General features: G+C 61.1%; 19 protein-coding genes and 1 pseudogene. 15 read left to right on the top strand and 5 right to left on the bottom strand.

Going from position 1 to position 26,745, the window contains the following annotated elements; genetic code table 11:
- Window positions 1-160: 160 nt before the first annotated feature.
- On the top strand, window positions 161-1,000 hold the full coding sequence (locus M5G18_RS23790) for a 23S rRNA (adenine(2030)-N(6))-methyltransferase RlmJ (protein WP_007952304.1): 840 nt from the start codon (window positions 161-163) through the stop codon (window positions 998-1,000).
- Between the two features lie 125 nt (window positions 1,001-1,125).
- Here the strand turns inward: M5G18_RS23790 and msrA are convergent, their stop codons facing one another.
- From msrA to aceE, 5 genes and pseudogenes are all read right to left on the bottom strand, one after another.
- Window positions 1,126-1,791, bottom strand: coding sequence for a peptide-methionine (S)-S-oxide reductase MsrA (msrA, locus tag M5G18_RS23785; RefSeq protein WP_273897011.1), 666 nt, complete (start codon window positions 1,789-1,791; stop codon window positions 1,126-1,128).
- Window positions 1,792-1,895: 104 nt separating this feature from the next.
- The gene (locus M5G18_RS23780) at window positions 1,896-4,592 is read right to left on the bottom strand and encodes a putative bifunctional diguanylate cyclase/phosphodiesterase (RefSeq protein WP_273897012.1); all 2,697 of its coding nucleotides are present in this window, start codon (window positions 4,590-4,592) and stop codon (window positions 1,896-1,898) included.
- Between the two features lie 238 nt (window positions 4,593-4,830).
- A pseudogene (locus tag M5G18_RS23775) lies at window positions 4,831-6,228 on the bottom strand (alkaline phosphatase D family protein).
- Window positions 6,229-6,506: 278 nt separating this feature from the next.
- Complete coding sequence (aceF, locus tag M5G18_RS23770) at window positions 6,507-8,468, bottom strand: dihydrolipoyllysine-residue acetyltransferase (protein WP_273897013.1); 1,962 nt, start codon at window positions 8,466-8,468, stop codon at window positions 6,507-6,509.
- An 11-nt stretch (window positions 8,469-8,479) separates the two neighbouring features.
- Window positions 8,480-11,125, bottom strand: a complete 2,646-nt coding sequence (gene aceE / locus M5G18_RS23765; protein WP_007952295.1) for a pyruvate dehydrogenase (acetyl-transferring), homodimeric type — start codon at window positions 11,123-11,125, stop codon at window positions 8,480-8,482.
- Window positions 11,126-11,387: 262 nt separating this feature from the next.
- Here aceE and M5G18_RS23760 point away from each other — a divergent pair, with 262 nt between their 5' ends.
- The 14 genes from M5G18_RS23760 (at window position 11,388) to M5G18_RS23695 (ending at window position 26,745) form a co-directional block, all read left to right on the top strand.
- Complete coding sequence (locus M5G18_RS23760; RefSeq protein ID WP_255261909.1) at window positions 11,388-11,513, top strand: hypothetical protein; 126 nt, start codon at window positions 11,388-11,390, stop codon at window positions 11,511-11,513.
- On the top strand, window positions 11,510-14,449 hold the full coding sequence (gene glnE / locus M5G18_RS23755) for a bifunctional [glutamate--ammonia ligase]-adenylyl-L-tyrosine phosphorylase/[glutamate--ammonia-ligase] adenylyltransferase (RefSeq protein ID WP_273897014.1): 2,940 nt from the start codon (window positions 11,510-11,512) through the stop codon (window positions 14,447-14,449). Before M5G18_RS23760 ends, glnE begins: the two co-directional genes overlap by 4 nt.
- A gap of 51 nt (window positions 14,450-14,500) precedes the next feature.
- The gene (gene waaF / locus M5G18_RS23750) at window positions 14,501-15,535 is read left to right on the top strand and encodes a lipopolysaccharide heptosyltransferase II (RefSeq protein ID WP_039766536.1); all 1,035 of its coding nucleotides are present in this window, start codon (window positions 14,501-14,503) and stop codon (window positions 15,533-15,535) included.
- A gap of 1 nt (window position 15,536) precedes the next feature.
- On the top strand, window positions 15,537-16,598 hold the full coding sequence (gene waaC, locus M5G18_RS23745; protein ID WP_273897015.1) for a lipopolysaccharide heptosyltransferase I: 1,062 nt from the start codon (window positions 15,537-15,539) through the stop codon (window positions 16,596-16,598).
- Entirely contained in the window at window positions 16,598-17,719 is a 1,122-nt protein-coding gene (locus M5G18_RS23740) for a glycosyltransferase family 4 protein (RefSeq protein WP_085685321.1), read from the top strand. Before waaC ends, M5G18_RS23740 begins: the two co-directional genes overlap by 1 nt.
- The gene (gene rfaP, locus M5G18_RS23735; protein WP_085608461.1) at window positions 17,720-18,526 is read left to right on the top strand and encodes a lipopolysaccharide core heptose(I) kinase RfaP; all 807 of its coding nucleotides are present in this window, start codon (window positions 17,720-17,722) and stop codon (window positions 18,524-18,526) included. It abuts the gene before it with no gap.
- Window positions 18,526-19,260 (top strand): lipopolysaccharide kinase InaA family protein, encoded by a 735-nt coding sequence (locus tag M5G18_RS23730; protein ID WP_273897016.1) that lies wholly within the window; start codon window positions 18,526-18,528, stop codon window positions 19,258-19,260. Before rfaP ends, M5G18_RS23730 begins: the two co-directional genes overlap by 1 nt.
- Window positions 19,257-20,009, top strand: coding sequence for a lipopolysaccharide kinase InaA family protein (locus tag M5G18_RS23725; protein WP_273897017.1), 753 nt, complete (start codon window positions 19,257-19,259; stop codon window positions 20,007-20,009). The genes M5G18_RS23730 and M5G18_RS23725 overlap by 4 nt, the downstream gene beginning before the upstream one ends.
- Window positions 20,009-21,460, top strand: a complete 1,452-nt coding sequence (locus M5G18_RS23720) for a lipopolysaccharide kinase InaA family protein (protein ID WP_273897018.1) — start codon at window positions 20,009-20,011, stop codon at window positions 21,458-21,460. The genes M5G18_RS23725 and M5G18_RS23720 overlap by 1 nt, the downstream gene beginning before the upstream one ends.
- A 159-nt stretch (window positions 21,461-21,619) precedes the next feature.
- Window positions 21,620-21,955, top strand: coding sequence for a YceK/YidQ family lipoprotein (locus M5G18_RS23715; protein WP_273897019.1), 336 nt, complete (start codon window positions 21,620-21,622; stop codon window positions 21,953-21,955).
- The gene (locus tag M5G18_RS23710) at window positions 21,934-22,752 is read left to right on the top strand and encodes a DUF3800 domain-containing protein (protein WP_273897020.1); all 819 of its coding nucleotides are present in this window, start codon (window positions 21,934-21,936) and stop codon (window positions 22,750-22,752) included. Before M5G18_RS23715 ends, M5G18_RS23710 begins: the two co-directional genes overlap by 22 nt.
- A 225-nt stretch (window positions 22,753-22,977) precedes the next feature.
- Window positions 22,978-24,735 carry a carbamoyltransferase family protein gene (locus tag M5G18_RS23705; RefSeq protein WP_085608464.1) on the top strand — a complete coding sequence of 586 codons (1,758 nt, stop codon included), beginning with the start codon at window positions 22,978-22,980 and terminating at the stop codon, window positions 24,733-24,735.
- Entirely contained in the window at window positions 24,719-25,849 is a 1,131-nt protein-coding gene (locus tag M5G18_RS23700; protein ID WP_192563260.1) for a glycosyltransferase, read from the top strand. Before M5G18_RS23705 ends, M5G18_RS23700 begins: the two co-directional genes overlap by 17 nt.
- On the top strand, window positions 25,849-26,745 hold the full coding sequence (locus tag M5G18_RS23695; protein WP_273897021.1) for an antimicrobial resistance protein Mig-14: 897 nt from the start codon (window positions 25,849-25,851) through the stop codon (window positions 26,743-26,745). The genes M5G18_RS23700 and M5G18_RS23695 overlap by 1 nt, the downstream gene beginning before the upstream one ends.

Below are 26,745 nucleotides of genomic sequence, written 5' to 3'. Positions count from 1 at the left end.
AGCCGGAAGCTCACCTCGTTCAGTCCCCTCTCCCTCCGGGAGAGGGTTAGGGTGAGGGGCTTCTCAAGGATGTACCCGACAGCAGACCACCCACTCAGCCCCCAACCCCTGACTTGCCGCCCGGTAAAAGGTAAACTCCACGGCCCTCGCAGGAGCAGCCATGAATTATCGTCACGCCTTCCATGCCGGCAATCACGCCGATGTGTTCAAACACCTGACCTTGACCCGCCTCATCGCCCTGATGTCGCGCAAGGAGCAGCCGTTTGCCTATCTCGACAGCCACGCCGGCATCGGTCTGTATGACCTGCAGGGCGATCAGGCGAATCGTACCGGCGAGTACCTGGAAGGCATCGCGCGGTTGTGGGATCAGCCGGATCTGCCGGCGCTGACCGCCGACTACATGAAAGTGCTGCACGAGATGAACCCGGATGGCCAGTTGCGCTATTACCCGGGCTCGCCGGAGCTGGCGCGGCGTCTGACCCGACCGCAGGATCGGGTGATGCTCAACGAGAAGCACCCCGAAGACGGCGTGTTGCTCAAGGACAACATGGCCGGCGATCGTCGGGTGAAGGTGCATCTGGGCGAGGGCTGGCATGTCGCCCGCGCGATGTTGCCGGTGCAGGAGAAGCGCGCGGTGATGTTGATTGATCCGCCGTTCGAACAGCTCGATGAAATGCAGCGTTGTGCGGCGTCGATGAAAGAAGCCATTGGCCGGATGCGCCAGACTGTGGCCGCGATCTGGTATCCGGTGAAGGATCAGCGCGCGTTGCGTCGGTTCTATCAGGATCTGGCCGGCACCGGTGCGCCGAAGTTGCTGCGGGTCGAGCTGCTGGTGCATCCGCTGGACACGCCGAACAGCCTGAACGGCTCTGGCCTGGCGATTGCCAATCCGCCGTGGGGGCTGGAGGAAGAATTGCGTGAGCTGCTGCCGTGGCTGTCCAAGAAGTTGGGTCAGACCCAGGGTGGATGGCAGATGGATTGGTTGATCGCCGAAAGCTGATCGGTGGGTTTAACGGTGTCTGATCGGACGCCTTCGCGGGCAAGCCCGCTCCCACAGGGTTCGTGCAGATTCTGGAATCGCGCACGACCTTGTGGGAGCGGGCTTGCCCGCGATGCTTTTAGGGCTTAGTTGCCTGCCAGACTCGGTGGCATGCAAACGCCCGTGCCGCCAATCCCGCAGTAGCCTTCCGGATTTTTCGCCAGATACTGCTGGTGATAGGTCTCGGCGAAGTAAACGGTCGGCGCCTGTTCAATCTCGGTGCTGATTTCACCCAGACCTGCCTTCGACAGCTCAGCCTGATAAACGGCTTTGCTCTTCAGCGCCGCATCCAGTTGCTCGGGATGGGTCGCGTAGATCACCGAACGGTACTGAGTGCCGATGTCATTGCCTTGGCGCATGCCCTGCGTCGGGTTGTGCAATTCCCAGAACATCGCCAGCAGTTCTTCGTAGCTGACCCTGGCCTTGTCATACACCACCAAAACCACTTCAGCGTGGCCGGTCAGGCCCGAGCAGACTTCTTCGTAGGTCGGGTTCGGCGTGTAACCGCCGGCGTAGCCGACCACGGTGCTGACCACGCCTTCGCGCTGCCAGAAGCGGCGTTCCGCACCCCAGAAACAGCCCAGGCCGAAGATTGCGAAGTCGACGTCTTCGAAAAACGGGCCGAGCAGCGGCGTGTCTTCGAACACGAAATGCTTTTCAGGCAGGGTCATTGCGGTTTCGCGGCCAGGCAGAGCTTGTTCTTTAGTCGGTAGCACGTTTTTGTTCACCAGAATTTCCGAGCGCAGAACCATGATCGTTCCTCTCAGTCAGGATGGGATGTAAAAGTCTGACCGCCAGTGTGCCCAATGATGCCCGGTTAATCACTAGGCAAAATGTGCGGGTACTGCCTTGGGATTTACAGGCAGAGCGGGCCGCGCGGGTAGCGCTTGAGCGCCTGGATCAGCTCGCCGCCTGGAATCGGCCGGTCGAACAGGTAGCCCTGGCCGACGTCGCAGCGGTGCCGGCGCAGGAACGCCAGCTGCTCGGCGGTCTCGATGCCTTCGGCCACGACCTTGAGTTTCAGGTTGTGGGCCATGGCGATCACGGCGGAGGTGATTTCCATGTCGTCCTGGTTGTCCGGGATTTCGTGGATGAAACTGCGATCGATCTTGATGATGTCGATCGGGAATTTTTTCAGGTAGCTGAGCGACGAGTAACCGGTGCCGAAGTCGTCCATGGCCAGGGTCAGGCCCAGGCGCTTGAGCTGGTCGAGCTGCAAGTGGGTGTCTTCGGTGGCTTCCAGCAGCAGGCCTTCGGTCAGCTCCAGTTCCAGCAAATTGGCCGGCAGCGCTTCTTCCTTGAGGATGTTGGCGATGGAGGCCACCAGATCCGGGTCGGAGAACTGCTTGGGCGACAGGTTGATCGCCACTTGCAGATTGCCCATGCCGGCAGCAGTCAGCGCTTTGCTCATGCGGCAGGCCTGGCGGGCGATCCACTTGCCGATCGGGATGATCAGGCCGGTTTCCTCGGCGACGCTGATGAACTGGTCCGGGCGGATCATGCCGCGCTCCGGGTGGTTCCAGCGCAGCAGCGCTTCCATGCCCAGCAGGCGACCGCTGCGCAGGCACAGCTTCGGCTGATAGAACACATCCAGTTCATTCTGGGTCAGGGCGCGGCGCAGGTTGTTCTCTACGAACAGCTTGTAGCTGGCCTCGGCGTTCAGTGCTTCAGTGAACACCTGGACCTGATGTTTGCCGTTGGCCTTGGCCTTGTGCAGGGCCAGACCGGCGTTGCGCATCAGGGTCTGCGGGTCGCGGCCGTGCAGCGGCGCGCAGGCCAGGCCCACGGAGCCGGTCACGCTGATCAGCTGGTTGTCGACGAACATCGGCTTGTCGAGGGTCATCAGCAGCTGGCTGGCGATCTGCTGCCCGGCTTCGAGGTCGGTGTTGTCGAGCAACACCGCGAATTCATTACTGGCGAACCGCGCCAGGCTGCCGCTCGGGCTCAGGCTGTTGCGCAGGCGTCGGGCCAGGCTGATCAACAGTTTGTCGCCGGTCTGGTGACCGAGGCTGTCGTTGATCCGCTTGAAGTTGTCGATGTCCACCAGCAGCAGGCTGATCGGGGTATCGCTATCTCGGGCGAAGCGTTCATCCAGATTGCGGATAAATGCAGGCCGGTTGCCGAGGTTGGTCAGGTTGTCGGTGTAGGCCAGGCGCTCGATGCGCTGCTGCGCCAGCTTGGTCTGGGTGATGTCTTCGTAGATGCCGATGTAGTGCGTCAGCTCACGGTTGTCGCCGTAGACCTTGGAGATCGACAACTGGCCCCAGTAGGGTTCGAGGTTTTTGCGGCGGCTCTTGAATTCACCCTGCCAGCTGTTGCTCTTGGCCAGCGCCGAGGGCGCGTCGAACAGCAGCTCGCTGAGGTTTTCCAGGGCCGGCAGTTCCGACAGGCGCTGGCCGTGGACTTCCTCGGTGGTGTACTGGGTGATCGCGGTGAAGCTCGGGTTGACGTACTCGACCACGCCGTCGCAATTGACCAGCAAAAAGGCGTTGGCACTTTGCTCGACCGCACGCTGGAACAAGTGCAGGGCGCTGGTGGCGGTGCGGCGGTTGTGGTTGTTGATGACCTGGGCGAACTGGTCGGCCAGTTCACCGGCAAAGGCGATTTCGTCGGACTGCCAGGCGCGGGTGACGCCGGTCTGCTCCAGGCACAACACGCCGACCACCTGGCCGTCGACGCGGATGCTGGCGTCGAGCATGGCGTTGACGTCGCGCGGGCGCAGGGCTTCGGCCATTTCCCGGGTACGCGGGTCGCGCATCGCGTTGTGCGCGTCGATGGCGCGGCTGCCGTGCAGCGCGTCCATGTAATCGGGGAAACCGCTAACGTCGATCACGTCCGGCAGGATGTATTCCTGGGTAGCGCGGTGGTACGCCGAGATCGGCACTAGCTTCTGGCCTTCGAGGTTCCACAGGCTGGCGCAGTCGATTTCGTAGATATCGCAGGCGCAGCGGGTGATCAGTTCGGCGGCTTCCTGCAGGGAGTTCTGGCTGCTGTAGCGCTGGCGGGCCAGCAGCAGGATCAGGTCCTGCTGGGCGCGCACCCGCTCCAGATGTTGCAGTTGTTCTTGCTGGGCACGCTGGTTGAGTTCCAGGGCGATTTGCAGGCGTGAATTCTGGGTTTCCAGGTCGACGGACGGCAGCGGTGGTGCTTCGTCGAATACGTCGTCGACCGCCAGCAGGTAACCGCGCAGCAAGTGGCGGTTGTGCTGTTTGTAGGCTTCGCCGAGTTCGAGAATGCTCAGCGCGCCGGCGGCGGTGTGCAGGGTGTAGCGCACCAGATAATGCGGGCTTTCGCCGAGTTGTTGCTGGATCGCGTCGTGCAGCTGATAGCGTGCCTCGGGCTCCATCAGGCTGGCGTAGGGCGAGCCGACCAGGGCGCAGAGTTCAACGGCGGGCTGGCCGAACTGGCGTTCGCAGTTGGGATCGAGAAACAGCATCGCCCAGCTGGCTTCATTCAGGCGCTCGAAACGCAGCATGCCGAGCCGCGAGGGCACAGGCAACTGCGTCACTACCTCGGCCACCATACGGCTGGCGGCATCGGGTTGGCTCTTCATGAAGGGAACTCGCTTGGAAATTTGCTGAACGCGCCGGGCTCTCGCCCTCTTTACTGTTGCCTGCGGCAAGGTTGCATCATTGCGGCACCGACTGACAAGAGACATGAAGGCCAAGTGCTATAAGAATATGTCGGCTGCAGTGAACATTTCTCCAGCACTTGCGGGAAACTAATGCTATTAGGCGCGAAGATGCCCGTTCCAGAGCCTTCCAGCATCCGGAACGGTCGTGCCGCTGAATTCATCGCAACGGAATATCGATGGATTGCAGGTGCCTGCCATCCCGGTCGTGATAGTTGACCTGGATCCTCCCGGCCTCGACCACCATGTGTGCAAAGTTGTCCTGGCTGACGACCTGGCTGGTCAGTTCGTGCCGGTATGCGCCTGCCTCGGACTGCGCCAGCGGCTGGTCCAGCCTGAACGTCGCGGCGGTGGCGTAGGGCAGCAGTTTGCTGTTGCTCAGCGGCGAAGACACGACGGTGTGCACTTCAAAGTCCGGGTCTTCGCTATGTGTCAGGCGACTGGTCAGCGAGCCATGCACATCGCCGGAAATGAACACGACGTTCCTGAGCCGATGCCCGCGAATGGTTTCCAGCAGGCGCAGGCGCTGTTCGGGAAAACCCGCCCAGGCATCATTGCCGTTGATTTTGCGGTCGGGGTAGAACATGACGCTGGTGACCACGAACTTGACCCGTGCCGTGCTTTCGACCAGCCACGTGCACAAGGCCTGTTCCTGTTCTTCATCGAGGATGCGGCGGTTATCGTTCGACAAGTCACGGCGAGTTCGACTGTCCGTCACAAACCATTCGATATCGCCGTCGCTGAATTGATACCAGTAGTGCTTCAGTGAAGTACGGTCGATTGTGCCGTTAGTTGTTGCTGAATAAACAGGGCTATGACTGGCTTGATAGAGTTCGTAAGCCTTCATCGCATTGCTAAACAGTATTTTATCGGGCTTGTTGGCGTTCATCGGCCAGTTATCTTTAATTTCATGATCATCAAGAATCATGTAAGTCGAAGTCTCCGACATCAGTCGTCGAATATTGGGCAGGGAAAATGCCGCGCGATATTTTGCAATGAAGTCGTCATAGTCGCGGTCCGGGGCGAACAGGTTCAGATCGTCGGCGTAGACCTGATCGCCACACATCATGATTGCGCTGATCGCCGGTTGTGCGCCTTCGATCAACTGACTGATCGAAGCGAAAATCCGGTCACCCAGATGCGGAAGTGACGGGATGCCGGCGGTCAGGCGCAGGTAGCGACAGGAACCGAGGATGTAGGCGCGGGGCTGTAAAGGCTGGCCGCTGCGGGTACGCAGGCGATAAGTCTCCCGTGGCTATTGCAGCGGTAACTCCGCCACGCTGTGGATGGTGTGGACGGGACTCATCGGGCTGAACCAGCCGGTCTGGTATTCGTACTCGGTGTCGGCTTGCAAATGATCGAGCACCAGCACTTCAGTCATGTCGCGAGTTGAGTCAAGTTTTACAAACTGGCCCGTCTGCCATTGTTTCGAATCCAATATCCGGTAGCGAATACCGGCAAATACGGCCGCGTTATGTTGCAGTCCGCCGCGAATAAAGATCCGCGCCTGATTAGTTGTTGTATGGCCAATGATCGGGCCGACAGTAGGTTTAAGCATGTTCGAATCCATTCGAATAAGTGTTGGTGAGTAATAAAGTTGCCCGGCTTGTTGGCGCAACTTTGATGCGCCAAGGTTAGTTGCCTGTTGCTGAAAAATATCGACAGGAAGTGGACTAAAGTCGTGGCTTATATCAGCGCAAGTTGTGGGAAAAGTGCGTGCAGCAGTTTTTTCAGGCAAAAAAAAGCCCCGCCAAACTGACGGGGTTGAGGTACGAGCGTGTGGCGCTCGAAAACGTGGAACGCGGTCGGCCCTCCGTTGCCGGAGGGCCGAGCGCTTTACAGCAGGATGGTGCGGATGTCTGCCAGCAGGTCGCTCAGACGCTTGGTGAAGCGTGCAGCAGCGGCGCCGTTGATCACACGGTGATCGTAGGACAGCGACAGTGGCAGCATCAGTTTCGGCTGGAAGGCTTTGCCGTCCCAGACTGGCTGGATGGTTGCCTTGGAAACACCGAGGATCGCCACTTCCGGCGCGTTGACGATCGGCGTGAAACCGGTGCCGCCAATGTGGCCGAGGCTGGAAATGGTGAAGCAGGCGCCTTGCATCTCGTCCGACGAGAGCTTCTTGGTCCGGGCTTTTTCAGCCAGGGAAGCAGCCTCGGCGGCCAGTTGCAGCAGGCTCTTCTGGTCGACGTTCTTGATGACCGGTACCAGCAGGCCATCCGGGGTGTCGACGGCGAAGCCGATGTTCACGTATTTCTTGCGGATGATCGCCTTGCCGCTTGGTGCCAGCGAGCTGTTGAAGTCCGGCAGTTCCTTGAGCAGGTGTGCGCAGGACTTGAGCAGCAGCGGCAGGATGGTCAGCTTGACGCCGGCCTTCTCTGCGACAGCTTTCTGTGCGGTGCGGAACGCTTCCAGCTCGGTGATATCCGCCGAGTCGAATTGCGTTACGTGCGGCACGTTCAGCCAGCTGCGGTGCAGGTTGGCGGCGCCGACCTGCATCAGGCGGGTCATCGGCACTTCTTCGATTTCGCCGAAACGGCTGAAGTCGACGACCGGAATCGGCGGGATGCCCGCGCCACCGGTTGCGCCAGCAGCAGCGGCCGGTGCTTCCTTGGCCTTCTGCATCATGGCTTTGACGTAAACCTGCACGTCTTCTTTCAGGATGCGACCGTGCGGACCGCTGGCGCCGACAGCGCTCAGCTCGACGCCGAACTCGCGAGCCAGTTGACGCACGGCTGGGCCGGCGTGAACTTTCGCACCAGGCTTGGCTGGAGCAGCGGCCGGAGCGGCAGCAGCAGGTGCAGCGGCAGCCGGAGCAGCAGCAGCGGCCGGCGCCGGAGCGCTCGGAGCAGCAGCGGCAGCTGGAGCCGGGGCAGCAGCCGGAGCGGCGCCTTTGACTTTCAGCTTGAGGATCAGGTCGCCGGTGCCGACTTCGTCGTCCAGCTTGATGGAAACGCTTTCCACCACGCCAGCGGCAGGCGACGGGATTTCCATGCTCGCCTTGTCGGATTCCAGAGTGATCAGCGACTGGTCGGCTTCAACGCTGTCGCCAGCCTTGACCAACACTTCGATGATCTTGGCCTTGCCGGCCGAACCGATGTCCGGAACGTGGATGTCCTGAACGCTGTCGGCAACCGGTGCAGCTGGCGCGGCGGCAGGCGCCGGTGCAGCGGCCGGAGCAGCAGCCTGGGCCGGAGCGGCCGCAGCAGGGGCCGCAGCACCCGCCACTTCCAGATCCAGGATCAGGTCGCCAGTGCCGACTTCGTCGTTCAACTTGACGCTGATGGCCTTGACCACGCCAGCGGCAGGCGACGGGATTTCCATGCTCGCCTTGTCGGATTCCAGGGTGATCAGCGACTGATCAGCCTCGACGGTGTCGCCGACCTTGACCTGGATCTCGATGATCTGGGCCTTGCCCGACGAACCGATGTCCGGCACGTGCACTTGCTGAGCCGAAGCGGCAGCCGGAGCTGCGGCTGGCGCAGCCGGTGCAGGCGCGGCAGCCGGTGCAGCTTCAGCCTTGGCGGCAGGAGCAGCAGCCGCAGCAGGGGCCGCTTGCGCGGCGCCCTCGACTTCCAGTTCCAGCAGTTCGTCGCCTTCTTTCAGGCGATCGCCCAGCTTCACTTTCAGGCTCTTGATGACGCCGGCCTTCGGGGCCGGCACTTCCATGCTGGCCTTGTCCGATTCCAGGGTCAGGATGCTCTGGTCGGCTTCGATACGGTCGCCGACCTTCACAAACAGTTCGATTACTTCACCTTCACCGCTGCCGATGTCAGGTACGCGAATGAGTTCGCTCACAGAGTTTCTCCTCAGCAGTCCAGTGGGTTGCGTTTTTCCGGGTCGATGCCGAACTTGGTAATGGCCTCGGCCACGACTTTAGGTTCGATATCACCACGGTCAGCCAGTGCTTCCAGGGCTGCCAACACCACGAAATGACGGTCGACTTCGAAGAAATGACGCAGTTTCTTGCGGCTGTCGCTGCGGCCGAAACCGTCGGTGCCCAGGACTTTGAATTCCTTGGACGGTACCCACTGACGGATCTGCTCGGCGAACAGTTTCATGTAGTCGGTAGAAGCGATGACCGGACCCTTGCGGCCGCTCAGGCATTCTTCGACGTAGCTGCGCTGAGGCTTCTGGCCAGGTTTCAGACGGTTGCTGCGCTCTACGGCCAGGCCGTCGCGACGCAGTTCGTTGAAGCTGGTGACGCTCCACACATCGGCGCCGATGTTGAACTCTTCACGCAGGATCTTCGCCGCTTCACGGACTTCACGCAGGATGGTGCCGGAGCCCATCAGCTGTACGTGGTGCGCCGCATCGCGGGTGTCTTCTTCCAGCAGGTACATGCCTTTCTTGATGCCTTCTTCGGCACCGGCCGGCATGGCTGGCTGCTGGTAGGACTCGTTCATCACGGTGATGTAATAGAAGATGTCCTGTTGCTCTTCGGTCATCTTCTTCATGCCGTCCTGAATGATCACCGCCAGCTCGTAGCCGTAGGTCGGATCGTAGGTGCGGCAGTTCGGGATGGTGGCAGCCAGCAGGTGGCTGTGACCGTCTTCGTGCTGCAGGCCTTCACCGTTCAGGGTGGTACGGCCGGCGGTGCCGCCGATCAGGAAGCCACGGGTTCGGCTGTCGCCAGCGGCCCATGCCAGATCGCCGATACGCTGGAAGCCGAACATCGAGTAGAAGATGTAGAACGGCAGCATTGGCTGGTTGTGGCTGGAGTACGAAGTACCGGCAGCGATGAAGGAGCTCATGGCGCCTGCTTCGTTGATGCCTTCTTCAAGGATCTGACCTTTCTGGTCTTCCTTGTAGAACATCACCTGGTCTTTATCGACTGGCTCGTAGAGCTGGCCGACGGACGAGTAGATGCCCAGCTGACGGAACATGCCTTCCATACCGAAGGTACGGGCTTCGTCCGGGATGATCGGAACGATGCGCGGGCCGATTTCCTTGTCCTTGACCAGTTGCGCGAGGATCCGCACGAAGGCCATGGTGGTGGAAATTTCACGGTCGCCGGAACCGTCGAGGATTGCCTTGAGGGTGTCCAGATCCGGAGTCGGTACGCTGAAGCTTTGTGCGCGACGCTGAGGCACGAAACCGCCCAGTGCAGAGCGACGCTCGGCCAGGTAACGGGCTTCGGCGCTGTTTGGCTCTGGCTTGAAGAACGGCAGGTTTTCCAGCTCTTCGTCTTTCACCGGGATGTCGAAGCGGTCGCGGAACAGCTTCAGGCTGTCGACGTCGACTTTCTTGGTGTTGTGCGCGGTGTTCTTCGCTTCGCCCGCACCGGTACCGTAACCCTTGATGGTCTTGGCCAGGATGACGGTCGGTTGTTCTTTGTGGTTGACCGCTTCGTGGTACGCCGCGTAGACCTTGTACGGGTCGTGGCCGCCACGGTTGAGTTTCCAGATCTCGTCGTCGGACAGATCAGCAACCATCGCCTTGAGTTCTGGCGTGTTGAAGAAGTGTTCACGCACGAACGCGCCGTCTTTGGCTTTGTAGTTCTGGTACTCGCCGTCGATGACTTCGTCCATGCGACGTTGCAGGATGCCGTCGACGTCCTTGGCCAGCAGTGGGTCCCAGAAACGGCCCCAGATGACTTTGGTCACGTTCCACTGAGCACCGCGGAACACGCCTTCGAGTTCCTGGATGATCTTGCCGTTGCCGCGAACCGGGCCGTCGAGGCGCTGCAGGTTGCAGTTGATGACGAAGATCAGGTTGTCCAGCTTCTCGCGGCCGGCCAGGGAGATGGCGCCCAGGGATTCCGGCTCGTCGCACTCGCCGTCGCCCAGGAAGCACCAGACTTTCTGTTTGCCCGGCTGGATGAAACCGCGGTGTTCCAGGTACTTCATGAAGCGAGCCTGGTAGATCGCCTGGATCGGGCCCAGACCCATCGAAACGGTCGGGAACTGCCAGAAGTCAGGCATCAGCCAAGGGTGCGGGTAGGACGACAGGCCCTGACCGTCGACTTCCTGGCGGAAGTTGTTCATCTGGTCTTCGGTGATGCGGCCTTCCATGAATGCACGGGCGTAAACGCCTGGCGAGGTGTGGCCCTGGAAGTAGATCAGGTCGCCGCCGTGTTCGTCGGTCGGGGCCTGGAAGAAGTAGTTGAAGCCGATGTCGTACAGGGTCGCACTGGAAGCGAAGCTGGAGATGTGACCACCCAGGTCAGAATCTTTCAGGTTCGTACGCATTACCATGGCCATCGCGTTCCAGCGTACCAGCGAGCGAATGCGGCGTTCCATGAACAGGTCGCCAGGCATGCGTGCTTCGTGGGTAACGGGGATCGTGTTGCGGTAAGGCGTGGTGATGGCGTAAGGGAGCTGCGAACCGCTGCGGGTCGCCAGTTCACCCATACGGGTCATCAGATAGTGAGCACGGTCTTCGCCTTCTTTGTCGAGAACCGATTCCAGGGCGTCCAGCCATTCCTGGGTTTCGACGGGATCGAGGTCTTGCATGGCTTGCTCCAGGGCGGAAAGGCTTCCAGAATCGGTTGCCTGAGTTTGCGACTGGCCTTGTGGGCAGACGATTTAAAATTCTTGGATTGCCGACAGGTTGTTCCGGCGGCGTGTAGTTTTACTACAAATCATCCGGCATTTCAGCCTTTCGAATGTATAGACGAGTAGTAAAACTACAGATGAAAGGCTTGTGGCCTCCGACTGCGTTGTGAGAATAATCGTTAAGGTTGGTCTTTAGCCATCCGAAAAAGGTGAAAGTTTGATGCTGGCTGCCAAAGAAAAAGAAATTTCAGCTATTTCTCACTTTTGTTCGACAGTCCTTCGCGTAGCGGTTTTTCAATCATCACTACAAGCGGCCATTTACACGCCGATCAAGGATAGACCATGACCCTGCCCGCGCTTGCCGAACTGCCCGCCATTCTCCTGCCGTTGGTCAGCCGATCGGAGCAGTCGTTCCGTGCGGCCGTCGCGCAACTGGAATACGATCACGGCTTCTCGTCCTGGACGCCGGAACGCTGGGCGCAGTTCGCCCGCGTCAGCGCCGCCAGCGATTTCGTCATTGAACAGAGCGTTCGTGACCCTTTGATGTTGTTGTCGCTGGTGCAGTCCGGCGAGCTGGACCGGCCGTTCGCCAAAGGTGAGTTGTGCGCGCAGATCGCCGCCGCCGTCAGCCTCGCCCAGACCGAAGATGAACTGGGCCGGGCCCTGCGTCGTCAGCGCACCCGACATCAGGTGCGGATCATCTGGCGCGACCTCAACCGCCAGGCCGATCTGGTGCAGACCTGCCGCGATCTCTCGGACATGGCCGACGCCAGCATCGATCAGGCCTATCAATGGTTGTACCGCCGCCATTGCGACCAGTTCGGCACACCGACCGGCCGGCGCAGCGGCGAACCGCAGCAGATGGTCATCCTCGGCATGGGCAAGCTCGGCGCGGTCGAGCTGAACCTGTCCTCGGACATCGACCTGATCTTCGCCTACCCCGAGGGCGGCGAAACCGTCGGCGTTAAACGCCCGCTGGATAACCAGGAATTCTTCATCCGCCTCGGCCAGCGCCTGATCAAGGCCCTCGACCCGATCACCGTCGACGGTTTCGTGTTCCGCGTCGACATGCGCCTGCGCCCGTACGGCTCGTCCGGCGCGCTGGTGCTGAGCTTCAATGCACTGGAGCAGTATTACCAGGATCAGGGCCGCGACTGGGAACGCTACGCGATGATCAAGTCGCGGGTGGTGGCCGGCGATCAGGTGGCGGGCGAGCAGTTGCAGGAAATGCTGCGGCCATTCGTTTATCGGCGCTATCTGGACTTCTCGGCGATCGAAGCGCTGCGCACCATGAAGCAGCTGATTCAGCAGGAAGTGCGGCGCAAAGGCATGGCCGACAACATCAAGCTCGGCTCCGGCGGTATCCGTGAAGTCGAGTTCATTGCCCAGGCCTTTCAACTGATTCACGGCGGTCGCGACCTGAGTCTGCAACAGCGCCCTCTATTAAAGGTGTTGAGCACGCTCGAAGGGCAGGGCTATCTGCCGCCAGCGGTGATCAGCGAACTGCGCGAAGGTTACGAATTCCTGCGTTACACCGAGCACGCGATCCAGGCGATTGCCGACCGCCAGACCCAGATGCTGCCGGACAGCGCTCAGGATCAGGCGCGCATTGCGTTCATGCTCGGTTTTGCCGACTGGGAGGCATTCCACGAGAAGCTGATGTTCTGGCGCGGCCGGGTGGCCTGGCACTTTGCGCAAGTGATCGCCGATCCCGATGAGGACGAAGGCGTCGAGAGCGAAGTGGTGGTCGGCGGTGAATGGCTGCCGCTGTGGGAAGAGGCTCAGGACGAAGAAGCGGCCTGTCGCCAGCTGGAGGAGGGCGGTTTCGCTGACGCGACCAAGGCCCTGAAGGCGCTGGCGAGTCTGCGTGCCAGTCCGCAGTTACGGGCGATGCAGCGTCTGGGGCGCGAACGTCTCGATGCCTTTATTCCGCGCCTGCTGGCCCAGGCGGTGGAGCACGAAAATCCCGATCTGGTGCTTGAGCGCGTTCTGCCGCTGGTCGAAGCGGTGGCCCGGCGTTCGGCTTATCTGGTGCTGCTGACCGAAAACCCCGGCGCGTTGCGTCGCTTGCTGACGCTGTGCGCCGCCAGTCCGTGGATCGCCGAGCAAATCACCCGCTTCCCGTTGCTGCTGGATGAATTGCTCAACGAAGGCCGGCTGTTCAAGCCGCCGCTGGCGCCGGAACTGGCCGCCGAGTTGCGCGAGCGCCTGACGCGAATCCCGGAAGACGACCTCGAACAACAGATGGAAGCCCTGCGTCATTTCAAACTGGCGCACCGCTTGCGCGTCGCCGCCTCGGAAATCGCCGGCAGTCTGCCGTTGATGAAGGTCAGCGATTACCTGACCTGGCTGGCCGAAGCGATTCTTGAGCAAGTGCTGGCCCTGGCCTGGCGCCAGACCGTGGCCAAGTACGGCACGCCGCTGCGCACCGATGGCACGCTGTGCGATCCCGGCTTCATCATTGTCGGTTATGGGAAAGTCGGCGGGATCGAGTTGGGGCATGGTTCGGATCTGGATCTGGTGTTCATCCACGATGGCGATCAGCAGGCCGAAACCGATGGACCAAAACCCATCGATGGCACGCAGTTCTTCACCCGGCTCGGCCAGCGGATCATTCACTTGCTGACGGCGCAGACCAACTCCGGTCAGTTGTACGAAGTGGACATGCGCCTGCGACCGTCCGGGGCGTCCGGGCTGTTGGTCAGTTCGCTCGGCGCGTTTGCGCGCTATCAGGAAAATGAAGCCTGGACCTGGGAACATCAGGCGCTGGTGCGGGCGCGGGTGCTGGTGGGCAGCAAGGATGTCGGCCAGGCCTTCGAGAACGTCCGGGCCCAGGTGCTGGGCAAGGCGCGGGATCTGGCGAAACTGCAACAGGAAGTGAGTGAGATGCGCGCCAAGATGCGCGACAACCTCGGCAGCAAGAGCACCGCCGCCGGTACCGGGGCGAATGCCTTCGAGGCCACGGCGCCGTTCGACCTCAAGCAGGACGCCGGAGGTATCGTCGATATTGAATTTATGGTGCAATACGCGGCTCTGGCGTGGTCGCAAACCCACCCGCCGTTGCTGCGCTGGACGGACAATATCCGCATTCTGGAAGAGCTGGAGCACGAAGGGCTGATGCCGGCCGAAGACGCCAGCCTGTTGCGCGAGGCCTACAAGGCCTATCGTTCCGCCGCCCACCGGCAGGCCTTGCAGAAGGACGCCGGGGTGATACCGGGCGATCAGTTCGCGGACGAACGGCGGCAGGTGATGCGGATCTGGCGTGAGCTGGGGCTAAGCTGATTCTCGAGACGGGGAGGCGTAAAGCCTCCCCGGTTCGTTTATGGAAACCACATGAATATTCTGATCGTTGGGCCCAGTTGGGTCGGTGACATGGTGATGGCGCAGACACTGTTTCAGTGTCTCAAGCAGCGCCACCCGCAGTGCGAAATCGACGTGCTGGCCCCCGAGTGGAGCCGGCCGATCCTCGAACGCATGCCCGAAGTGCGCAAGGCCTTGAGCTTCCCGCTCGGTCACGGCGCGCTGGAGCTGGCGACCCGTCGGCGGATCGGCAAATCCCTGGCCGGCCAGTACGACCAGGCGATCCTGCTGCCGAACTCGTTGAAGTCGGCGCTGGTGCCGTTCTTCGCCGGCATCCCGAAACGCACCGGCTGGCGCGGCGAATTCCGCTACGGCCTGCTCAATGACGTGCGCACGCTGGATAAAGAACGTTATCCGCTGATGATCGAGCGTTTCATGGCGCTGGCCTATGAGCCGAACGCCGAGTTGCCGAAACCTTATCCGCGCCCGAGCCTGCAGATCGATCCGGTGACCCGCGAGGCCGCATTGGCCAAGTTCGGTCTGACCCTCGACCGTCCGGTGCTGGTGTTGTGCCCCGGTGCCGAATTCGGCGAAGCCAAACGCTGGCCGTCCGAGCATTACGCCAAGGTCGCCGAGGCCCGCATCCGCGAAGGCTGGCAGGTCTGGCTGTTCGGTTCGAAGAACGATCACGCCGTGGGCGAAGACATTCGCGCGCGGCTGATCCCGGGCCTGCGTGAAGAGTCCGTGAACCTCAGCGGCGGCACTTCGCTGGCCGAGGCCATCGACCTGATGTCCTGCGCCGATTCGGTCGTCTCCAACGATTCCGGCCTGATGCACGTGGCCGCTGCGCTGAATCGCCCGTTGGTGGCGGTTTACGGTTCGACCTCGCCGGGTTTCACCCCGCCGCTGGCCGAGCACGTGGAAATCGTCCGCCTGGGCCTCGATTGCAGCCCTTGCTTCGACCGCACCTGCCGTTTCGGCCATTACAACTGCCTGCGCCAGCTGATGCCGGACGCGGTCAACGATGCCTTGCAGCGTTTGCAGGGCTCTGTGGTCGAGGTTCATTAACTTGCGGGTATTGCTGATCAAGACTTCATCGCTGGGCGACGTGATTCACGCGTTGCCGGCGCTAACCGACGCCGCCCGGGCGATTCCCGGGATCAAGTTCGACTGGGTGGTGGAAGAAGGCTTCGCCGAGATTCCGACCTGGCACCCGGCCGTAGGCAAAGTGATTCCGGTGGCGATCCGCCGCTGGCGCAAAAACATCTGGAAAACCATCACCAGCGGCGAGTGGAAGCGCTTCAAGCAGTCTGTTCGGGCGAACAAATATGACCTGGTGATCGACGCTCAGGGCCTGCTGAAAAGCGCCTGGCTGACCCGCTACGTCAAAGCCCCGGTGGCCGGTCTCGACAAGGGCTCGGCCCGCGAGCCGATCGCCGCGCGCTTTTATGACCGCAAACTGGCGGTGGCCCGTGGGCAGCATGCCGTCGAGCGTGTGCGCCAGTTGTTCGCGATTGCTTTGGGGTACGACTTGCCCAAAGGCCTGGGCGATTACGGCCTCAACGTCGAGCGTCTGGTCGAGTTGCCGCGCAAGAATGCCTACGTGGTGTTCCTCCACGGCACCACCTGGGACACCAAGCACTGGCCGGAAGCCTACTGGCGCGAGCTGACCGAACGGGTCGGCTACCTTGGCGTCGGGATCAAGCTGCCGTGGGGCAACCCGCTGGAGAAGGCCCGGGCCGAGCGCATCGCCGCCGGTTTCAAACACGCCGAAGTGCTGCCGAAGCTGAACCTGGCCGGGGTCGGCAAGGTGCTGGCCGGCGCCCAGGCCTGCGTTGCGGTGGATACCGGTCTCGGCCATCTGGCCGCGGCGCTGGATGTGCCGACGATTTCCCTGTTCGGCCCGACCAATCCGGGCCTGACCGGTGCCTACGGCAAGCTGCAGATTCACCTCGGCAGCGATTTCCCGTGCGCGCCGTGCCTGCAAAAGAAATGTACGTATCAACCGACCGCGCAGGATGCCCGTCAGTTTGACCTGAAACGCGAGTTGCCTTTGTGCTTCACGCGTCTGAATCCCGAGCGTGTTGCCAGCCGACTGAGCACGTTGTTGATGGCTGAGGAGCTGCGCTGATGCAATTGGCTTTTGTCCTGTACAAATATTTCCCGTTCGGCGGTTTGCAGCGCGACTTCATGCGCATCGCCCTCGAATGCCAGAAGCGCGGGCACCAGATCCGCGTCTACACCCTGATCTGGGAAGGCGACGTGCCGCCCGGTTTCGAAGTGCTGGTGGCGCCGGTCAAGGCGTTCTTCAATCACCGCCGCAACGAAAAGCTCAGCGCGTGGATGGAAGCGGACCTGGCCAAGCGTCCGGTGGATCGCCTGATCGGCTTCAACAAAATGCCGGGGCTGGACGTCTACTACGCCGCCGACGGCTGCTTCGAAGACAAGGCGCAGAACCTGCGCAATTCGCTGTATCGCCGCTGGGGCCGTTACCGCCACTTCGCCGAGTACGAGCGCGCGGTGTTCGCCAAAGACGCGAAGACCGAAGTGCTGATGATTTCCGAAGTGCAGCAGCCGCTGTTCATCAAGCATTACGACACGCCGCTGGAACGCTTTCACCTGCTGCCGCCGGGTATCGCCCAGGATCGTCGCCGCCCTGCGGATGCCGACCAGATTCGTGCCGGTTTCCGCGCCGAATTCAATCTGAAGGACGACGAACTGCTGCTGGTGCAGATCGGTTCCGGGTTCAAGACCAAGGGTGTCGATCGCAGCCTGAAAGCGCTGGCCGCCTTGCCTGCCGAGCTGAAGAAACGCACCCGGCTGTTTGTAATCGGCCAGGATGACCCCAAATTGTTCCAGATGCAGAGTGCGACGCTGGGCCTGGGCGACAACGTGACGTTCCTCAAGGGGCGCAGCGATATCCCGCGTTTCCTGCTCGGCGCCGATCTGTTGATCCACCCGGCGTACAACGAAAACACCGGTACGGTGCTGCTTGAAGCACTGGTCGCCGGGTTGCCGGTGCTGGTCAGCGCGGTCTGCGGTTATGCCCATTACATCGCCGAGGCCGACGCCGGGCGAGTGCTGGACGAACCGTTCGATCAGGCGCAACTGACGCAATACCTGACTGACATGTTGAACGACGACGCTGCACGGGCGGCCTGGAGCCGCAACGGTCTGGCCTTCGCCGAGACGGCCGACCTCTACAGCATGCCGCAGCACGCGGCCGATGTGATTCTGGCGGAGCACGCTTAAATGAAGTTGATGCTGGCTGAACCGTTCAAGAGCCTGTGGGCTGGCCGCGATGCGTTCGTGGAAGTCGAAGGCTTGCAGGGCGAGGTGTACCGCGAGCTGGAAGCCCGCCGGACGTTGCGCACGGAAGTCGACGGCAACGGCTTTTTCGTCAAGATTCACCGGGGCATCGGTTGGGGCGAGATCTTCAAGAACCTGCTGACCGCCAAACTGCCGGTGCTCGGCGCGGGTCAGGAATGGAAAGCCATCCAGCGCTTGCAGGAAGTAGGCGTACCGACCATGACCGCCGTCGCGTACGGCGAGAAGGGCAGCAACCCGGCGGATCAGCATTCGTTCATCGTCACCGAAGAGCTGGCGCCGACCATCAGCCTTGAAGACTTCAGCATCGACTGGGTCAAGCAGCCGCCGCAGCCGAAACTCAAGCGGGCGCTGATCGCCGAGGTCGCGCGGATGACCGGCATGATGCACCGTGCCGGGGTCAACCATCGCGACTGCTACATCTGCCACTTTCTGCTGCACACCGACAAACCGGTGACCCCGGAAGACTTCAAACTCTCGGTTATCGACCTGCACCGCGCCCAGACCCGACCGGCGATCACCCAGCGCTGGCGCAACAAGGATCTGGCGGCGCTGTACTTTTCCGCACTGGATATCGGCCTGACCCGCCGCGACAAGCTGCGCTTCCTCAAAGGCTACTTCCAGCAACCGCTGCGCCAGATCCTGGCCGAAGAAGCGCCGTTGCTGAGCTGGCTCGAAGGCAAGGCCAACAAGCTCTACGCGCGCAAGCAACGTTACGGGGATGCGCTCTGATGGCGGGTTGGAATCTGGAGCCTGAGTACCGTGAACTTGCGCAGCATTTCGGTAGCCTCGAAGCGGTATTTGCCCTTCAGGGCGAGCGCCTGACCCGCGATCCATTGTCCGAAGTCATTCGCGTGCAGCTCAACGGCGTCAATTATTACGTCAAGCGCTACAGCGGTGCCGGCAAGGGCCTGCGGCGTTATCTGGGCAAACCCCGGGTGAAGATGGAATGGCAGAACCTCAAACGCTTCGCCAAGTGGGGCATTCCCACCGCCGAAGTGGTGGCGTGGGGCCTGGAGCGCAACGGCATGGCCTACGATCGCGGGGCGATGATTACCCGTGAACTGCCGCGCACCGAAGACCTGTCGGCGCTGGCCGAGCGCAACGATCCAAAGCTCAAGGATCGCGCCTGGGTCGACGGCGTCAGCCGGCAGCTGGCTGCCTATACGCGTGTCATGCACGACCACCGCTTTACCCATAACGATCTGAAGTGGCGCAATCTGCTGATCGACGATCAGGCGCAGCTGTTTCTGATCGACTGCCCGAACGGCGATTTCTGGCGCGGTTTCTGGCTCAAGTACCGGATCACCAAGGATCTGGCCTGCCTCGACAAGGTGGCCAAGTATCACCTGTCGAACACCCAGCGCCTGCGCTTCTACCTGCAATACCGTGGACGTGATCGGCTGAATGCCGCCGACAAGCAACGGATTCGCCACGTGGTGAGATTTTTCGAGGGACGCGAATGACTGATTTTCTGGCCGCTGAGGACCGTGCGCTGCTGGAGCGCCACGGTCTCGGCACGTTCGATGCGCTGTGGTCCAAGCAGCTCGACGCTGTGGATGAGCCCAACACCGATGGCGGCGGCTGGAGCAGCGTGTTTCGTCTGGAGCTGGAAGGGCGTGGCTACTACCTCAAGCGCCAGTGCAATTACCTGACCCGCACCCTGCACGCGCCGTTTGGCGAGCCGACGTTTGCCCGGGAATTTCGTAACATCAGTCGTTACAACAAACTCGGTATTCCTGCGTTGCAGGCGGCGTTCTTTGGCGAGCGCAAGGTCAACGGAGAAGTCCGTGCGATCCTGCTGACCCGCGCGCTGGACGGCTGGGACGATCTCGATTCGCTGTTACAGCGCTGGTCCGAACTCGATGCCGCGCAGCAATCGGCGATTCTCAAGTCTTGCGGCCTGTTGGCGCGCCATCTGCACGGCATGCGCCAGGTGCACGGCTGCTTCTATCCAAAACACATTTTCCTGCGCGCCGAGGGCGATGGCTATCAGGCGCAGTTGATCGATCTGGAAAAGACTCGGCCGTTGCTGTTCGGTATGCGTGACCGGGTCAAGGATCTGGAACCGCTGCTGCGCCGTGCGCCGGAGTGGAGCGAAGCGCAATTGCGTGAGCTGTTGGAGGCGTATCTCGATCAATCGACGGACAGTTCGCTGGTCGACAGCTGGGTCACGCGGCTGACCGCGCGGCGCAGTCGCAAGGAGACCCGCTGATGCAGCTGTCCGACCTGAAAAATGCCGGGCGTACGCCGAGTCTGCCGCTGACGGTTTCGCTGGCCGATGCGGCGGGCGCTGCCGATTTGCAGTTGCTCAGTCTGTTGCGGGTATTGCCGGGGCAGCGTTACGTCGGTGCCGGTGTGTGGCGGGGGCGTCCGGTGCTGGCCAAATTGCTGGTCGGCAACAAGGCTGCGCGGCATTTTCAGCGTGAACTGGAAGGTGTGAAACTGCTCGCTGCTCAGGGCATGACCACACCGTTGTTGCTGGCCGACGGCCTGAAGGACGGCGAAGGTGGCTGGCTGCTGTTCGAGTTCCTCGAAGGCGCCGAAAGCCTGGGCGATGCCTGGAACAAGGTCGAATCCTTGCCGGTGCTGGCTGACGAGCAGTCGGCGGTGCTGGCCGAAGCGCTCGGCGCCATTGGCCAGTTACACGGCAAAGGCATGTGGCAGGAAGACCTGCACCTGGACAACCTGCTGCGCCACGGCGGTCAGCTGTATCTGATCGATGGCGCGGGCATCTGTGCGGAAAACGCCGGCCAACCGTTGTCCCGGCAGAAAGTGCTGGAAAACCTCGGGGTGTTCTTCGCCCAGTTGCCCAAGTCGCTCGAGCCGTTCACCGAAGAATTGCTGGTGTATTACCTGCTGAGCAACAGCGAACACGCGCTGCCGCTGGAAGCTCTGCAAAAGCAGATCGACAAGGTGCGCGCCTGGCGCTTGAAGGATTACCTGATCAAGGTCGGTCGTGAATGCACGTTGTTCAGCGTCAAGCGCGGCGCATTTGGTCTGCGGTCGATTCGCCGCGAGGAAGAGTCCGCCATGCTGCCGGTGCTGGAGCAGGCCGATGCCTTGCTCGATCAGGGGCATCTGTACAAGACTGGCGGTGCGGCCAGTGTCGGCAAGGTCGAGGTTGCCGGGCGTCCTCTGGTGATCAAACGTTACAACATCAAGAATTTTGCCCATTGGCTCAAGCGCTTCTGGCGTCCAAGCCGCGCCTGGCATTCCTGGCGTGAAGGCAATCGCCTGGCGTTCCTCGGCATCGCCACGCCAAAACCGCTGGCAGTGCTGGAAACCCGTTTTCTCTGGCTGCGCAGCAAGGCCTATCTGATCACCGAACACCTGGCCGGGCCGGACATCATCGAGCGTTTTGCGCCGTATGTTGAAAGCGGTGCGGCGCCGGAAGCCGAGTTGCAGGCGCTGGATCAGCTGTTTGCCCGGTTGATCGCCGAACGCATCAGCCATGGCGACTTCAAGGGGCATAACCTGTTCTGGCAGGAAGACCGCTGGGCGCTGATCGATCTGGATTCGATGTGCCAGCACGGTTCGGTGGGCAACTTCGCCCCGGCCTATGCCCGGGATCGCGCACGGTTCATGCGCAACTGGCCTGAGAGCAGTGCGCTGTATCGAGTGATCGATCAGCGATTGCCCAAGGATGTAGCGGGCACTGCGTGATTGTTTTCGCCAGCGCGTAAGATATTTCTGCAGTTGAATCCGGGTGAGGGTTGTGGCGACAAATCCTTGTGACTTGTCCTACGGCCTTCCCGGAATCCATGAACTGCCCCTCGCAAAACCCCGATGCTAGTTTGCCCCGACGTTCCCGGAGGGCAAACCTTGAGCATCAAAAACGCTATCGCCATCGGCGCATTTTCCCTGGCACTGTCCGGCTGCGGCACCGCCGTCACGGTGTTGCAGGACGATGAAGATGCCACGCGCGGCCTGCGCAAACAGAAGACCTACTGTCAGTCGATTCCGCGCATCTACAGCGGGCTCGCCCACGATTTCTGCCTGCTGCACGCGCCGCCCGACCCCACCGGCATTCTGGTGCCGGTCGTCCTGCTCGACCTGACCCTGTCCGGTGCGTTCGATACGGCTTTTCTGCCGTATACGATCTATCGCCAGGCGGTGGACGGGAATATCAGTGTTTATTGGCGGCCGAGCCGGGGGTAATTACCTTGCCCCCAACCAGTGAATACAGCGATGTCATCGTTTATGTCGATGAGAGCGGTGATCATGGGATGCAGACACTGGATCCCAACTATCCAGTCTTCGTGCTCGCGTTTTGTGTCTTTCATAAGAGGCATTACTGCGAGAAAGTCATTCCTGCTCTACAGAAATTCAAGTTTGCCCATATGGGACACGATCTGATCGGTCTGCATGAGCTCGAAATTCGTAAAGAAAAAGGAGCGTTTTCTGGCCTCTTCATGTCCAGAGAACACAAGAATGCTTTTCTTGAGGAGCTGACTTGCATCATTGAAGCCAGCAACTTCGTTCTGATCAGTTGCGTCGTAGACAAGGCTTCCCTTCGTGAAAAACAAGGCACGGGACACAATCCTTATCACCTCGCTATCGGCTTTTGTCTGGAAACGCTCTATGAGTTTTTGCAGGAGAAGAATCAACAAGGGGCACTGACGCACGTGATTTTCGAGCGCCGAGGAAAGCGAGAGGATAACGAGCTTGAGTTGGAGTTTCGCAGGATGTGTGGTGGCGCGAATCGATGGGGTATTCAACTGCCGTTTGACATCGTCTTTGCAACCAAACAGGTGAATTCAACCGGCCTGCAGCTAGCCGATCTTGTTGCGAGGCCCATTGGCATGAGCGTGTTGAGGGCGGGTCAGGGAAACCGTGCTTTTGACGTGCTCAAGCGCAAGTTCTATTGCAACGGGGGGCGGAGCAAAGTTGGGGAGGGTTTCGAGAATTGGGGTTTGAAGATTTTCCCATCCCCAGAAAGCGAAAAGCCCCGATGATCTCACCGAGGCATTAGCGCCGACCGGGATCTCCCAGTCCATTTGTGCTGGAGTCTATGTCGATGCCACTTGAGTGTCAACGCACCGGCCGGCCAGTTCCGCTAGAGGTTTGTCGGCGCTTTTAAGCTATAATCCCGCCCTTTAGCTGTCTCTCGCCCGGTGCGAGGGCACATCATTTTTCAAGGCGCATCGCGCCTGAATGCAGACTAAAGAGGCTAGACCCCTGTGGCATTGACGATTCTTGGCCTGTCCGGCGCCCTTAGCCATGATCCTTCAGCAGCCTTGTACATCGACGGCAAGCTGGTCGCGGCGGCTGAGGAAGAGCGCTTCGTACGCGATAAACATGCAAAGAACCGCATGCCCTACGAATCGGCGAAGTTCTGCCTGGAGCAGGCAGGCATCAAGCCGTCCGACGTTGACGTGGTCGCGATTCCGTTCGCCCCGATCAGCATTTTCGGCAAGGCTCGCTGGCAGTACGCCAAGCGTTACTGGTACGCCCCGGATCGTGCACTCGACGCGATCCTGATGGGCAACCGTCGCTACAAGCGCTATCGCAACAAGATCGTCTGGTGTCTGGAGCAACTGGGCTTCGATCCGAAGAAAATCAAGATCGAGCCGGTTGAACACCACCTGGCCCACGCTTCCAGCGCCTATCACTGCTCGGGTTTCAAAGAGAAAACCGCGATCCTCGGCATCGACGGCAAGGGCGAGTACGCCACGACCTTCTTCGGTTACGGCGAAAACGGCAAGATCCACAAGATCAAGGAATTCTTCGATCCGGACTCCCTCGGCGGCCTGTACGGCGCGATCACCGAGTTCCTCGGTTTCGACATGCTGGACGGCGAGTTCAAGGTCATGGGCATGGCGCCGTACGGCGACGCCAGCAAATACGATTTCTCGCGCCTGGCCTCGTTCGAGAACGGCGAGTTGGTGATCAACACCGACTACGCCAACGTGATCGGCCTGCGTCGTTATAAAGAGAAGGGCAAGGGTTACTACTTCTCGCCGAAGCTGATCGAGTGGCTGGGTCCGAAGCGCGAAGGCGACATCGCCGACGAGCCGTACATCCACTACGCCGCCAGCATTCAGGCGCTGTTCGAAAAAATCGCGCTGCAGATGATCGACTACTACCTGGGCGACGTGCTCAAGGAAACCGGCAAGCTGGCTTACGCTGGCGGCTGTGCGTTGAACGTCAAGCTCAACCAGAAAATCATCGCCCGTGACGACGTCAAGGAGCTGTTCGTGCAGCCTGCCTCCGGCGACGCCGGCACCGCAGTCGGCGCAGCGGCCTACGTGTCCAACGCCCGTGGCGTACCGGTCGAGAAGATGGAACACGTCTACCTCGGCCCGTCTTACAGCAACGAAGACGTGATCGCCGCGTGCGCCCGTCACGAGAACAAGCCGACCTGGCGCAAGCTCGACAACATGCCGGAGCAGATCGCCAGGATCATGGTCGATGGCAACCCGGTGGCCTGGTTCCAGGGCCGCATGGAGTTCGGTCCACGCGCACTGGGCGGTCGTTCGATCATCGGCTGCCCGAGCGTGGCTGGCGTGGCTGACCGCATCAACCACCAGATCAAGTTCCGCGAGCGCTGGAGGCCTTTCTGCCCGTCGATGCTCGACACCGTTGCGCCACAGATGATCAAGATCGATCACCCGGCGCCGTTCATGACCTTCACCTTCGAAGTGGCTGAGGAGTGGAAGACCCGCGTGCCGGAAGTCGTCCACGAAGACGGTACTTCCCGGGCCCAGGTGCTTAAGCGCGAATACAACCCGCGCTACTACGACATGATGAAGGCGCTGGAAGTGCTGACCGGCAACGGCGTGTCCCTGAACACCTCGCTCAACCGCCGTGGTGAACCGATGATCTGCTCGCCGACCGACGCCCTGAACATGTTCTTCGGCTCGGATCTGCAGTACCTGATCATGGAAGACATCCTGGTGGTCAAAGAAGGCGCAAACGCTTATGACACGCTCGGCTGAACGCCATGTGCTGCAGTTCTGTCACGGCTATGACGGGCCGTTCCTCGACTGCGCGCGGCAGTACGCCAGCCTGTTCGCGGGCACCGGTTATCGGGTCACCACGGTCTTTCTGACCGGGGCTGCCGATAGCGAGGTGGCCGCGGCCTGCGCCTCCGATGAAGTGTTGTTCATGGAATACAGCTCCAAGGCCATTCGTGGCCTGAAGCTGGGTGCCATCGGCGATCTGCGCAAGATCGCCGCTTCACGCAATTTCAGTTTCTGCATCGCCCATCGCTTCAAGCCGATCTACATCGCCTTGCTCGGCACTTCGCTGCCGGTGATTGGCGTGCACCACGCGTTTGGCGATTACAAGCGCGGCTCGCGCAAACTCTTTGCGCACATTTTCCGCAAGCGTCTGAGCCTGCTCGGCGTGTCCGATGCGGTGCGCGACGACATGCGTCGTTGCCTGCCGAAATGGCCGGCGGCGCGTATCCAGACCCTTTACAACCGCATCGATGTCTCGGCGTTGCAGATGAGTCAGGTATCGGCCCGTGAAGCCCGCGAGACCCTCGGTCTGTCGGCGGATGCGTTCATTGTCGGCAACGTCGGTCGCCTGCACCCGGACAAGGATCAGGCTACGCTGCTGCACGGTTTTGCGGCGGCATTGCCCGGTCTGCCGGCCAACAGCCAACTGGTGATTCTCGGCAAGGGCCGGCTTGAGGATGAGCTCAAGGCGCAGGCCCGTGAGCTGGGTGTCGGGGACCGCGTGCTGTTTCTCGGTCAGGTGCCGGACGCGCGCAATTATTTCCGCGCATTCGATGTGTTTGCCTTGAGCTCCGACCACGAACCGTTCGGCATGGTGCTGCTGGAGGCCATGGCCGCCGGCGTGCCGTTGCTGGCGACTGCGTGTGGCGGGGCGAAGGAAGTGGTCGAGGGCGTGGGCATTCTGTTCCCGCTGGGCGATGCCGAGCATCTGGCCCAGGGCCTGAAACATCTGGCCGGCATGGACGAGCAGCAGCGTCGTCAATGCGCGGAGATGATGTTTGATCGCCTGCGCGAGCGCTTCTCCGACCGCGCCGTACGCGACACCTTCTGGCATTTGCCGCAAGTTACCGATCTGGCACCGAGGGGCTGATGCTCAACCGATTTCAAGGCTGGCGCGAACGTGGCTGGTCGCCCGTTGACGCCTCAACTTATGCACAGACCTGGCAACGTTTCGGCGGCAGCGTCGCGACTCATCCCATGGTGGTCGAGCGTTTGGCGAATCTGGCCGGCATCCCGGTGCGCTATCTGGCCTGGGAACAGCAGGGCGAAATCAAAGCCGCGATCCCGACCTGGGGCCGTGATCTGGCCCTGTCCAAGGACGTGCTCAAACGCAACGGCAAGAAAGGCCTGTTCGACCTCGGCAACGCCGAGCTGATCCTGCCGGCCGCCGCCGATGCCCAGGCCCCGCTGCGCCATCGCGGGCGCTATCTGTCGGCGCTCAACGAAAACCGCTTCAGTGGCCTCAAGTTGCAGACCGAGCAACTGGCCATGGCCCGCACTCCCGAAGAGCTGTCGAAGAAGTTTCGCTACAACCAGCGCCGTGAGCTGCGCCTGCTGGAAGAGGCGGGCGGTGTCGTGCGGCCGGTCAGCGATTTTTCCAGTGCCGAACTGGCAGCCATTTATTGCGATCTGTTCCAGCGTCGCTGGGGTTTCCCGGCCACTGGCGCGGCACGCATGGCCGAAGTTATCGAGCTGTTGCGCGAGCTGTTGATCGGCTCGGTGATCTTCCTCAACGATGCGCCGATCGCCATTCAACTGGTGTATCGCGTCGAAGCGCCTGAGTGGATCAGCGTCGAGTACATCAACGGTGGTGTCGATCCTGAAACCCGTGAATTCAGCCCCGGCAGCGTCCTGAGTTTCCTCAATACGCAATCTGCCTGGGAGCACGCGCGGGCCCTGAACAAGCCGCTGCGCTTTTCCTTCGGTCGCGCCGACCGTGAATACAAGGATCGCTGGTGTAATCCTGTGCCGGTCTTCACCGTATGA

The sequence above is a fragment of the Pseudomonas aphyarum genome (assembly GCF_028657055.1).
GTDB classification, from domain to species: Bacteria; Pseudomonadota; Gammaproteobacteria; order Pseudomonadales; family Pseudomonadaceae; genus Aquipseudomonas; species Aquipseudomonas aphyarum.
This window is presented reverse-complemented; position numbering and strand designations above follow the sequence as displayed.